Below are 11,546 nucleotides of genomic sequence, written 5' to 3' on the forward strand. Positions count from 1 at the left end.
TGCCCTGCGCAACGACGTTTGTCTGCGTGGCTTCGGTATCGCGGCCGCTGAACGTGTTGGGTACGGGCCGCGGGATGAGTCCATCGCGATAGAGGCTCCAGAGGTCGCGGGTCGCGAGGGCGTCGAACGTGCCGGGAAGGAACCCGCCGTGGCCGCCTTGAAGCGGCGTAAGGACGTTTCCGACGTAGAACGGCTCGTCCTGCGGCACGCTTCCGTTCTCCTAGGCTTCGAAGAACGCCTCCGATAGGTAGAAGGCGTTCACGGCGTAAGACAACAGAGGCCAGCGACCTGTCGTGTGGACGAAGTCGCTGGTGACTCTGAGCAGCAGGAGACTGGCGTGCTCGCAAGTTCGGTCCTTGGCCGCGTCCTTGCGCCTTTACTCGAGGTCGGTCCAGTGCTGCCGTCCGTCCAGTTCAACCGCAAACTTCGGCTGGCCGGTCTCGCCGTCGAACACGACGTGGTCGAGTTCAGCCGACAGAGCGAACCACCGCCCGCCCGGAATCTGTGTGTCCAAGGTGTCGATGTCGACCACGCTGGCCAAACGCATCTTCAGCATGAGCCTGTCGCCCGTGTCGGCTGAGATCTTCCGCAGAAGCTCGTCCGCAGCCTCTTCGTACCTGTTGCTCAGCAGAGGCAGAAGCCTGCCGGTGTGCGCCATGCTCAGGTCGTACCACCAGCCCCTGACCGTTGAGATCAGGATGCGTTGGGAGCATTGAAAATGCTTATCACTACGTGAACGCGTGCTGATCGATCCCGTGCAGATCCCAGGTCCTGGCGTGCTGTGCCAGGTCATCTGAAGCTACCGAGCAGAACTCGGGCGCCAGGGCGAAGAAGAACTGGCCCGCCGGGGTGACAACCTGGAACATCCTGGCGTCCGTGCCGTGTTCGGGAGAAGGACCCAGATCCTGCGTAGAGACCTGCGGGTGCCACAGAACGAAGGCAGGCATCGGAACCTCGACGCCGGCGACTGTGATCGTCTTGGGTTCCTCTCTGACAAAGCAGCTGTGCTCCTCTTGAGGTAGTTCTCCGCTCTGTTCAACTCGTGGGCCGAAGGACCGAACGAACTTGACGACGCTGCCCTCGTACAGCATCCGCGTCACCCGCAGGAGAACACGCTCCGCGTCATTGGTGACTCCGGTGAACCGACCAAGGCGTCGACCGGTCAAGCACTCCACAACCTGGAGATCTTCGAGCACCTCGACGGACGCGTGGGCACGCATGGACTGTTCATCGGTGAGATCGGGTGCGGTGAAGGTCAGGTGCGGCTCTTCGTCTCCCTCGCCGTAGAACTCCACCGTGGCGGCTTCGTCGATCAACAGAAGGAAGCGGTATCGAGCCAGATCTGCGCTATTGGTTTCGCTCCGCTCCGCCAACTCCATCGACACCGGTCCTGGCGCGTTGGGCACCGCGGGGAGCCGCAGGTGGCACACGACGCCGTCGGTGATCAGCACGTCGACACGACGCACCTCATCTCCGTTCGATGGCCGTGGAACGAAGGCGCCGTCGTACTCGGCCAGCGAGTTTCCGCCGCTGCCGCGGAACACCGCACGCAGCCGCCGTCTTGGATCCTGCCTGACAGCTTCGATTAGGGTGAACCTGGTCCATCGCCCGCCAGGTTCTTCGGAGTAGTCCTCGCCTGTCGGCTCGGTTCCGACTGGTGCCGTGTACAGCACTGCTTCCTCGACGAAATCCGAGCCAACCACGACCTCTCGCTCCCACATCGTGTGGTCAAGCTCGACTACGCCAGCCTCACGCAGCTTTTCTACGTATCGCAACGTGCGGACCACGAGCTGAGCGACTCGGCAGTAGTAGCGCACGGCGGCCACATAGCGTGTCCGCATTGGACAATCCAGGGCAGCACGCCTTGTTTGATCTGGGTCCACGTGAACGAGGTCGATGTACATCCACGCCTCGGCCAGCAGCACGTTGGACGCCGGTGTGACGTTCTGCGGATCCTCCGAGCGGGCCAACTGGGCGACACTGTAGGTGTCTCCGCTGGCGGCGGCGTTCCACGCGTTCTTCAGATCTGCGAGCTCATTCCGATGCTGTTGGGCAGCCGTATCCGGCGCCGCGTCCAACAAGCGCTTCAGTGCCTTCGTCACCTTGGTGTGATAGATCGATTCCTGTCCCAGCAGGAGCGGGCGGACCCGCGCGGCCAGCGACTCGAACACCTCTTCGTCTGGGGGGAGCCGGTGGGTGAGACGGGTGGTTCCGTCCACGAGCAGGTTCATCTCGAATCGATCTTCGGCGTGACTCGCGAGAACGACAGGGTCCCTGACGAGCGAGTGGGCTTCGATCCGACGCGCGCGGACGACGAAGCCTTCGATGACTTCCTGGCGGCTTGGCGGCACCTGACCGTCCTTCGAGGTTCAGGAACTCGTGTGAACAAGCGGATGCGGCACGACCAGGTCCGGTGCGATGCGTATCGGCAGCTGATCCAGCCAGTCCACGAGCTCTTCAACGTGGCGAGGCACGAACGTGCCTAGGACGCGAAGCTCCGGTGAGTCGAGCAGGGCGCTTCGCATCTCCTTGTCGGTGAACACGGCCTCGCAATAGGCGTATGCGACAGAGACGGCGTCGATGTCGGTAACGTGGTTCGACTTCCACACGTGCGCGGGGTTCTTGTGAAACCGAGTCTTCATGCTGATGGCCACCTGGGCATGCGGCATTGCTGCCACAAGCGCGCGCATTTGATCATTGGTGGGATCGAACGCTGGCTGCCCGGAGATGAGCCGCTCGACTTGAACGCGGGTGAACATGCCGAGCCACTCGTGGACGAACTCGCGACCCGCGACGAGGTCCCGAAGGCGCCCTCGTCGCAGTTTTGGTTTCTCGGCAAGGAAGCGGCCCGTTTCTCGCTCGAAGTCGACGCGACTCTCGTGACTCGCCAGTGCAACTTCGGGGCGATATCCGTGTTGGCTGCGAAGAACCTCGATCTCGTCGTCGGCTGGACCACGCAGCGCGCTGTGCTCGAGTTTGTAATTGAGCTCAGCCATCGTGTGATCGAACTCCGCCGCGCCAGCGGCACGACGAATGTCTTCGGTCTTGTCGTTGCTGTGCTCGTCCACGATCTTCAAGCCGCCGATCATGCCGAACGCGTGCCCGATGGTCGACCGGATGAGCGGGTGGCCGAGTTCATCGGGCAGCGGCTCACCGGTGATTGCGGCGATCCCGGCGATGAACTCGAGGTGCCCCAAGGTTGGGCGGTCCAGCATGTACTGATACCCAGTGAGCAGCTCGAGAACGTCCGACAAGGCGCCTCGTTGCTTTGGGTCGGCGATCTTGGAGATCTCCCAGACATGGGATTCGCTCAGCGGGAAGACCGCACGACGTTCGGTCGCCGCGCGGCGAGCTGATTCGAACAGACGCCTGTACGCAGGGGCTGCCTTCGGATGGCCGGTTCGCACTCTGGCCATCGCGACGATGTGATTCAGGTCGAGGTACACCAGTGGAATTCTTGGGCGCATCACCTGCGCCCAGATCAGCTCGTCGGCCATGGGTGCCTTCAGTTGGCTCGCCAACGCACCTCTCCTTCCTGTCCTCCGAGATTCAGGGACAGTACCTCTGGACGTGCCTTGGTGGCGCCTCATTTCTCTGCAAGACAACCGGCTGCCAGGCTTGGGGAGTGCTTTCTTGATCGCGAACCAGGCCGAAGCTGTTACCAGGACGAGCAGTAGAAGGCCGACTGCCACTAGAAAATCCTCGACGGCCTTCAAACAAGGGGCAGGGCCCGGTGTCGAAGAGGATCAACATCCTGCTCGAAGCGTAGCCACGAGAGCCACTCGTTGGTGTTTGAGTACTCTCCTGCGTTCGTGTCGTGGCTTTGATCGGTCAGATGCTGTGCTATCGACAACTCTTGCGGGCGACAAGTACCCAAGAGCGACAAGCACAACCGGAGCCAAGCAGACGTGAACACGCTGACGATTGAGGAGTTCGAGCGGCGCTTTGCCCATCGCGTTCGGATGAGGGCACGTGTACTCGATCCTCGCCGACGGGTCGCCGTGTTCTCCGATCGAGGGGAAGCGGACGCTCTCGGACGCATCTATGTGATCAACCTCGACCGGATGCCAGCCCGGTGGCGAAGGGTTCAACGCGAGCTGGACCGATTTCGTGGCCGGCACGGCGAGCGGTTGGCGGTGCTGGCACGCAGGATCTCGGCCGTTGACGCGCGCTTCATGAACGCTGACCCCGATCCATCGGTCCTTCGCCCCAGCTACACCCTGGCCGACCAGCTTGCCGTTGAGCCGAATCCGTTGTTGAGGATCGATGACGCTGCCCGATCGCATGAGATCTTCATGACCGCGCAAGAGATCGCAGTGGCGCTGTCGCACATCGAGGCTTGGCGTCGCGTGGCCGCTGGCGAAGACCGGGCAGCGCTGATCCTGGAGGACGACGTTGTCATGCTTTCGGGCTTTGCTCGTCGGCTCGAAGCGACGTGGATTGCGCTCGAGAGCTTCGACCTGCTCTATCTGGCCTTCAAGGACGTAAGCGCGGACAAGCCCAGGCCGGGCAGCGGACCGGTCCGCAGGCAGAAACCTGGTGTATGGGAGGCCGCCGCCTACGTTCTCACCAAGACCGGGGCACAGAGACTGCTTGATCGGTTGCCCGCTTTCGGTCCCATCGATCTATGGCTCAACCTGCAGTTCCACGCGATCAAGGCGTTCACCGCTGGACGACAGCTGGTCGAGCAGAGAATCGACGAACCGTCGACCAACTCGTACTCCGTCCTCCCGGTGCTGTCACAGGTCGGCGTCATCACCAAAGAGAAGGCGCTGCTGCCCTCCTCGCCGAAGCTGCGCGGTCCAGTGATCGGGCTAGGAAGGGGTGGCCCTGGCACGACCTCCCTTGCCAAGGCACTCTCGATGATCGGCTACACGTGCCTGAGCGACCTCGACCTGATGCCCGCGAGCGAACTCGGCAAGCTGCGTAGCGGCAACCGCGATCGGTTGTTCAACGCCTACATCAACATCGGTTCGTTGGACGACGACGCGCTTCTCCGTGAGATCGCAGCGGTAAATCCGCACGCTCTGATCATCGTGACATCGTCAAGCTCGCTGCCCCTTGGACCTCCCGCCGATCGAGTCCTACATCTGACCCCGGCCGTTGTGGACAAGTGGAAGACCCTCAGCGACTTCCTCAAGATCGAGTACCCGCCCTTCTCCTACCCCGAGATGGAGGACGTTGGCCAGAGGGTTGCCGTGCGCGGATGCTCCGTAGGCGCCGGGTGGCCAGCGGTCGATCTCAAGTTCGACGCATCACCTTGGATCGTCTTGCGAGAAAAAGACATGTGGCACGGAGTCTCAACCGAGTGCGATGAGCCATCGCGCACAGTTCCGGTTCCGGCCAAGTGGTCCGCAGGTGATCCGCTCGACGACGGTGAGACCTGGAAGCTTCGAAATGACACCTTTCCCAGCAACCTCGTGCTCTTCTCCCCACGCAACATCAAGGCCGGAAACGATGGGTTCGCTCTGTGGGTGCGACGTGAGAAGACGCCGGTTCGTGAGTTCACGGGAGCAGCTGTCGCCAGCCGGGCGAGTCACCTGTACGGCTCGTTCGCAGCCGAGATGCGGCCAGCGAGAGGCTCCGGGCTCGTAACCGGGTTGTTCCTCCACCGCAACGGACCCCGCCAGGAGATCGACATCGAGTTCCTCGGTCGAGACACGACGAAGCTGCTCGTCAACGTTTACTACAATCCGGGCCCGGACGGAACCAAGCTTGAGTACGGCTATCGAGGAACGCCGACAATGATCAGCCTGGGCTTCGACGCCGCTGCGGAATTCCACACCTACGAGATCGACTGGCGACCAGACCGCATCGCCTGGAAAGTCGACGGGATAACGGTTTACGAGCGCAACGAGTGGAACCCGACCCCGATCCCCGATCGGCCTCTCGAGTTCAACCTCAACCTCTGGTATCCCCGCTCGGCGGAGTTTGCCGGACGGCTCGACACCGCTGCTATGCCAGCGTGCGCAGAGGTTCGCTCGATCGTGCTCACACCCTCTGGTGCCTGATCCGCAGCGCCGGTTCTTCAACGTACCGTTGCCCCTCCGGCGTAGTTTATCCCGTATAGAGCGGGCCTTGCGCACGAGCGGTAGTGTCACCGCACTCGTCGGAGGCAATCCTTCCATCGACCTCTGTTCTCTCAACAGACATGACTTTTCCCTAGCTACCGGAGGAGCATCGTGCCTCAGCCCGCGGCCACCCTGACACGGCGACAGCTCGTCGAGCTGGCCGGGGCCGCACTCACGAACTCGGGCTTGCTGCTTGATGACGCGCAACTGCTCCTCACCGCTGGGAGATGGCCGCGGGCATACGGCTTGGCGGTCTTGGCTGCCGAGGAGTTTGGCAAGTTTATGCTCTGCGCTACGGCGACACTCACCCTCGACGTCGCTGACGCCGCCTCGTGGAGCGACTTCTGGAAGAAGTTTCGCAGCCATCAAAAGAAGTTCGTGCTGTGGTTCGGCCAGTATGTAGACCAGCAGGACTGGGGTCCTGTTGGTTTAGCAGGAGATGAAGAGTGGCTGCGAGCGTGGGACTCCAGGCCTCATGAAGCTCGCCTGCACGACCTGGGCAAGCAATCCGGCTTGTACGTGAACTTCGACGCCGGCAGCGTGCACGCCCCTGACGAAGTCGTCGCCGAGGAGACCGCGGCGAAGATGTTCGCCATGGTCGCGTCCGTCATTGGGCCGTGGATGCAGGAAGCGGAGATGTATCTGGCGCAGCTGCTCAATCCCGATCCGAGAATCGCGGCGATGATCGCCGAGATGCGTGCCTTGGGTGAGGTCCTGCCCGACGAACGCTCAACGGAGGCCCTCGATGCCTTCATGCAGAAGTATCTGCTCGGTAGTCACACGACGAACACGCGCTTTGAAGACGGCGACTGACGAACCTGCCGAGAGCCCTGACGACTCAGAGCCACTGCGATGCTGCAGCGGAAGGTGTTCGCGTCGGGCTACCTACCTTTGCGGTACAGCACTCTGCGTAGCATCTCTGGGCGCGCAAGCAGATCGAGCAAATACAGATAGCCCAACAAGTCCAGGTCGTCTGGCAGGTCACCTGTGTGGTGCGCCAGCAGGGCATTCGTGCGGTCAGCGCTCCCTGACTTATTGCTTCCGTGCCCATGAGTCGCATTGCGCAACAATTTGAGATAGTCGGCAGCCGCCTTTTCGGGAGCGACTCGCTTGACGCCACCGGACCCGTTGGGCAGTTCGACATCGGCGGTTCGCAGCTGCCGTTGAAGGTAGAAGCCGTCCTGCGTGTGGACGAGTGCCGCGACCGCGCGGTGCGCGGCCGGCAGCAACAGCTCAGCCGCGTCAGGCGGGATCGTTGATTCGAGGTTCTGAAGTGTCCGTTGCGCGAAGGAGAGCGTGCAGTGCGTTTCGAACTTTCTGCCCGTAAGACGTTCGAGCGTGTCGAGCACGGTGAAAAGCAGGACGCGGCGAGCGTTGAGGTCGCGGTGGGCGAACTGCGACGCCGAGACACGACGGAATAGTTGCTCAACGGTGAGCACCGCTTGCAAGTGCTTCGTCGGGTTGTAGTGGGCTGAGCGGTCGGTGAAGACAGCTGGGTCGCTCGACAGCTGGGTCGCTCAACACCGCGAACATGTCGTTCAAACCTGTTGCCCACCAGTGGAGGGCTTCGGTGCCCGCAGAAGCACCGAGCTTGGGCATCGGTACAGACCGCGTTGGTGCCTTGTGTGGAATCAGCTGTAGGAGCTCTGCGGGGTCCCCGATCGCTCCGTTCAGCGGTTGCCCGAGGCTGTAGATAACTGTTCCGAGTTCCCGATGAGCAGCCAGGCTCCAGATGGCCGGCGTCGCGGCACCCCACAGCGGTGCGAGGTACGCGTCGAGGGCGAACACCCCGTCGTACAACTTCTCGGATGCAGCGAAGAGGGTTTCGCCATCTGACGCGGGTGCCCGAACGTGCTTCAAGCTGCCGGCCCGGAGGCGGTCGTCGTGCGCGATGCGTAGGAGGACTCCAGGCAGCTTGACGCGGTGCGGCAGCCCTGCTGACCGTCGAACGACGTGGACGCCAGCATTGGCGAACACTCGGACGGAACTGTCTCCCTGCAGCCGGAACTCAGTCAGCGACTCAAAGGCATCAGCAACAACGAGCGGTAGCTCCGCTCGGGGCGTTATCAATGTCTGAAGCTGCCAGTACGCGAAGATGTCGACAGGCGCTTCTGTCTCTGCTGCTCGCTCTGCACGCCTGCCGAGTTCCATCTGTCCGTGGTCGTGGCTTGTCAACGTTTCCATGGCCGGTCCACCGGTGAACCCAGCCAGCTGGTCGAACTCGGCTTGCCGTGGCCCGGTCCTGCTAGGTGGTGCGCAGTAACCAAGCTCGGTCGCTGGTGCAAGTACTGTTCGTCGGTCGTGACCCGCCACAGGCCGGCATCACGGTCGACCAGCCGTGCCTCAAACCCGGCTTCTTCGAGAAACCGAGCTGGTACGCGGCCCCAGAACCAGGACGGCACGTGGAGCAACGCCGACGTGGGAACACCACCTGCACCTGCCATGACGGGATCTTACGGCCCTGATCAGTTGGGAAGCGCGGCCTTTTCTTGCTCGACGGGCGTGAAGAGGTCGCCCACCACCGAAACGCGATCAAGCACGTTCTCTGCGGTGAACATCGACTGCTCCGCGGTCTCACAGCCATGGACCTCGTCCCACGTGATCGGCGTTGCCACGTTCGGCTCGTCGCGACCGCGCAACGAGTAGGGCGAGATGGTGGTCTTCGCGGGGTTGTTCTGGCTCCAGTCGATGAAGACTTTGCCTTCACGTTGCGACTTCGCCATGGTGGCTGTCACCTGTTGCGGTGCCTCTCGTTCGAACGCCACCGCGACGGCTTTCGCGTATGCCGAAGGAGCTAGTGCGCTGGGATGCCTTGCCGGATACGTGGCTTATATTGCGGCTAGCCTGATCACTCGCGTGGTCGGCGCGATCACGCTGGTTTCGTGGCTGTGCACGGCACCTCGAAGTAGCCGGCGTCGAGCGTGTCGACGTTTGAGGGAGGAATCAGACGCTGGGTTGGTCGTCCGGCGTTCGAGGAAGACGCTGTGTACATTGCTGAGCGCATCAGAGCGAGCACGGTGTGGCCGACGTGTACCGGCACGCACAGGATTCGAAACGACGTGTAGCTGGTGCCAGAGGGAACGCGGCTGCCACTCAGTTCGTGATCGCCGTACGGTACAACGTTGCGCTGTGACTTTGGATGAGCTTCCCCTGCACCGTAGGGAGGCCTTGCTGTGGCGACATGCGCTGGAATTGGACTACGACGGCGTGGACGACCTTGTGAGGTGCGCGGATCCGCGCCCGTGTATGAGTGCAGCACATGAGGTGTATAACCCGGTCATTGGCCCAGCAGAGCTGGGCGATGACGGCCGGTTTCATCTTCGCGTTGACGATGAGCTGATCTGCGCGGTGAAGGCGAGTCGGCGAAGCTCACCGGACGTGGTGCGACACCGCGTGGCCTGCAGCTGGTGGACCGACGGGCAGTATTACCGAACTCAGTTGCCGCCGATGCGCGATGGCGCAGTCGTCGTGGGACAGTTCCACCAGACGGTCGCCACGTGGACTGTTGTGCTGACCGGCACTACGCAGGCACCAGAGTTGGTGCCGCTCCGTCAGCGGTGCATGCCGGGTCTTCACTGGCCGCCTCAACTTGATTCCACCAGCCCGGTCGGGCTGGTCCGTGCGAAGGTGATCGCAGCGCTGGGTTGGTCGTGCGGTGGGTGCGGCAGCCGTGGTGAGTTCATCGACCATGACCATTTCACGGGCATGGTGCGTGGTTTGCTCTGCAAGCATTGCAACACCCATATCGACAACTGTGTTCATGTGTCGGGCTGCCCGTGGGCGGACTATCTCAACGATCCGCCGGCCGCGAGCCTGCAGCTGCGCTACCCCAAGGCAGATCGGGCCTGGACCAAGCCAGCTGCTCTCGCGCGAATCGAGTACTTGGGGTTCGACCCATTCGAGCGGGGACGCAAGAGCCTGTGAGCACCGGCTGTGCGGCGCTCAGGTGGATGCGGTCGGCGGTTACCGAATCTCACTTCCGCCATGAGCGACAATCAGATCGTGAACACCCGCTTCGACGAGGCCGACTACCAGCTGCTGTGGCCGCGCGTCCTGTTCATCCAGGAGTCGTCCCGGCTGCTCAACAAACGTGCGCTCGACGACTGGAACGAGCGTTGCGAGTTGCTGCTGGAGGACGCGTTCGTTGGCGGCATGAGCGGCGGTCCGCTGAGCGAGTTCCAGGAGCTCGCGGACGAGCATCCGTGGAGCAAGGAGTCTCAGAAGACGGTGCCGCCAAGGCTGACCGCGAAGCAGAAGTTCCTGCGCGACTTGATGCAGAACGCCGCGCTGTTGAGGGAAGACGGATCACACCGCAAGCCCTACTGGTCGCAGAGGAAGAGCGGGACGGGTGCAGAGGTCGCGCGGCTGGGCGTGATCGTTCGCGGCTTCGTCGAGTTGGTCGAGGACCTGGAGCGCAAAGGGTACTTCGAGAAGCGTTTCGGAAAGGACTGTGTCGACAGCTACGACGGGGTCGACGCCTCATCGGTGATCGAGCGTGCCATTGGCGTCGGTGATCTGTGGCCGCTGAAGGCAGATCTACTCATCTCCGACCTTGATCTGTTCTGTGATGTGGTCGAGGTGCTGCACGACCTCGTCGCGCGGCCGACGGACCGCTCCTTCCATTCATACAGCGGATGTGGATGGCACCACAGCGACTTTGCCATCGAGGCAGGACGGACCGTCTACAGGTGGCAGGTCAACAAGCTGCTTGCGCAGGGCGATCTCGGGTTGCTATTGGCCGAGGAGGGCGAGGACATCGGCCGCATGGTCACGGCGACCGCAGATGCTCGTCACGAACTGGTTGACGCGCTTGTGAAGAGTGCGGACGAGACGGGCGATCAGATTCGGCATGCCGTGGCGTTGTTCCGTGCGCGTGGAGCGGACCGGCATCAGAAGCGGTCGGCGGTGTTCACCTTGGCTCGGATCCTCGAGGGCAGGCGTGACCTCCTGCAGAACAAGCTGCTTCGCAAGGACGAGGGCGCGTTGTTCATGATCGCGAACCAATTCGACCTGCGGCACCAGAACGAGGCGCAGAAATCGGACTACGACGAGGCGTTCCTCGACTGGGTGTTCTGGTGGTACTTGGCAACCATCGAGCTGACCGACCGGCTTGCTTCTCGTGATGACTGACATTCAAGAGTGACAACTCTCTGCTCGCCGACCTGGCTTCGGTGTGCTGCAAGAGGCGCGAAGGTGTGGCGGAGGTCGTCACCGGACAACTGCGGGAGCTGTTTGTCCAAGTTGGACAGGGAAAGCGTGTGGGGGCCTGCTCTGACCGTGACGCGAACGGCCCGTCTCGGGTTGATCTTCCGCTGGCTGGGGCGCGCGTCAACCAGGTTGCGGTGTGAGCACCTCTGCAGGCTCGCGATCGAGGCGAAGTCCACGCCAGGCGGTGTGCCGCAGCCGGCCGCCCGCACCACGGGTGAACTGGCGGAACCGCTCATCACCCACTAGTGTCCTGAGTCGTTAGTTCTT

General features: G+C 62.4%; 11 protein-coding genes and 1 pseudogene. 5 read left to right on the top strand and 7 right to left on the bottom strand.

Going from position 1 to position 11,546, the window contains the following annotated elements; all coding sequences use genetic code 11:
* From UK23_RS42545 to UK23_RS42560, 4 genes are all read right to left on the bottom strand, one after another.
* Nucleotides 1-208 (bottom strand): hypothetical protein (locus tag UK23_RS42545; protein ID WP_045317506.1); only part of this gene is annotated, 208 nt, incomplete at its 3' end.
* A gap of 168 nt (nucleotides 209-376) precedes the next feature.
* On the bottom strand, nucleotides 377-658 hold the full coding sequence (locus tag UK23_RS42550; protein WP_045317507.1) for a hypothetical protein: 282 nt from the start codon (nucleotides 656-658) through the stop codon (nucleotides 377-379).
* Nucleotides 659-728: 70 nt separating this feature from the next.
* Entirely contained in the window at nucleotides 729-2,351 is a 1,623-nt protein-coding gene (locus tag UK23_RS42555) for a hypothetical protein (protein WP_045317508.1), read from the bottom strand.
* Between the two features lie 18 nt (nucleotides 2,352-2,369).
* Nucleotides 2,370-3,497 carry a hypothetical protein gene (locus UK23_RS42560; protein ID WP_045317509.1) on the bottom strand — a complete coding sequence of 376 codons (1,128 nt, stop codon included), beginning with the start codon at nucleotides 3,495-3,497 and terminating at the stop codon, nucleotides 2,370-2,372.
* A 411-nt stretch (nucleotides 3,498-3,908) separates the two neighbouring features.
* Between UK23_RS42560 and UK23_RS49415 the strand changes: the two genes are divergently transcribed.
* Complete coding sequence (locus UK23_RS49415; protein WP_156213789.1) at nucleotides 3,909-6,011, top strand: family 16 glycosylhydrolase; 2,103 nt, start codon at nucleotides 3,909-3,911, stop codon at nucleotides 6,009-6,011.
* Nucleotides 6,012-6,182: 171 nt separating this feature from the next.
* Nucleotides 6,183-6,884, top strand: a complete 702-nt coding sequence (locus tag UK23_RS49420; protein WP_052685535.1) for an AbiV family abortive infection protein — start codon at nucleotides 6,183-6,185, stop codon at nucleotides 6,882-6,884.
* A gap of 68 nt (nucleotides 6,885-6,952) precedes the next feature.
* Here UK23_RS49420 and UK23_RS42575 read toward each other — a convergent pair whose 3' ends face one another.
* The 3 genes and pseudogenes from UK23_RS42575 to UK23_RS42580 form a co-directional block, all read right to left on the bottom strand.
* A complete protein-coding gene (locus tag UK23_RS42575) occupies nucleotides 6,953-7,510 on the bottom strand; it encodes a hypothetical protein (protein ID WP_045317510.1) in 558 nt (185 codons plus the stop codon).
* A complete protein-coding gene (locus tag UK23_RS52295; protein WP_156213790.1) occupies nucleotides 7,497-8,255 on the bottom strand; it encodes a hypothetical protein in 759 nt (252 codons plus the stop codon). Before UK23_RS52295 ends, UK23_RS42575 begins: the two co-directional genes overlap by 14 nt.
* Before the next feature lie 281 nt (nucleotides 8,256-8,536).
* Nucleotides 8,537-8,851: pseudogene (locus tag UK23_RS42580) on the bottom strand (DNA ligase D); the annotation flags it as partial.
* A gap of 349 nt (nucleotides 8,852-9,200) precedes the next feature.
* Between UK23_RS42580 and UK23_RS53290 the strand changes: the two are divergent.
* The 3 genes from UK23_RS53290 (at nucleotide 9,201) to UK23_RS52305 (ending at nucleotide 11,525) form a co-directional block, all read left to right on the top strand.
* On the top strand, nucleotides 9,201-9,995 hold the full coding sequence (locus tag UK23_RS53290) for an endonuclease domain-containing protein (protein ID WP_045317511.1): 795 nt from the start codon (nucleotides 9,201-9,203) through the stop codon (nucleotides 9,993-9,995).
* 60 nt (nucleotides 9,996-10,055) lie between these two features.
* Nucleotides 10,056-11,201 (top strand): hypothetical protein, encoded by a 1,146-nt coding sequence (locus UK23_RS42590; RefSeq protein WP_231114933.1) that lies wholly within the window; start codon nucleotides 10,056-10,058, stop codon nucleotides 11,199-11,201.
* Between the two features lie 102 nt (nucleotides 11,202-11,303).
* The gene (locus UK23_RS52305) at nucleotides 11,304-11,525 is read left to right on the top strand and encodes a hypothetical protein (RefSeq protein WP_196778133.1); all 222 of its coding nucleotides are present in this window, start codon (nucleotides 11,304-11,306) and stop codon (nucleotides 11,523-11,525) included.
* The last annotated feature ends 21 nt before the right edge of the window (nucleotides 11,526-11,546 follow it).

The organism is Lentzea aerocolonigenes, assembly GCF_000955955.1.
In the GTDB taxonomy this organism is placed as follows: Bacteria; Actinomycetota; Actinomycetes; order Mycobacteriales; family Pseudonocardiaceae; genus Lentzea; species Lentzea aerocolonigenes_A.

What these genes read in the sequence shown, in the direction of transcription:
- UK23_RS42590 (WP_231114933.1), top strand. Translation starts at nt 10,056, where the DNA reads ATGAGCGACAATCAGATCGTGAACACCCGCTTCGACGAGGCCGACTAC.
- UK23_RS42550 (WP_045317507.1), bottom strand. Translation starts at nt 658, where the DNA reads ATGGCGCACACCGGCAGGCTTCTGCCTCTGCTGAGCAACAGGTACGAA.
- UK23_RS52295 (WP_156213790.1), bottom strand. Translation starts at nt 8,255, where the DNA reads ATGGAAACGTTGACAAGCCACGACCACGGACAGATGGAACTCGGCAGG.
- UK23_RS42560 (WP_045317509.1), bottom strand. Translation starts at nt 3,497, where the DNA reads ATGGCCGACGAGCTGATCTGGGCGCAGGTGATGCGCCCAAGAATTCCA.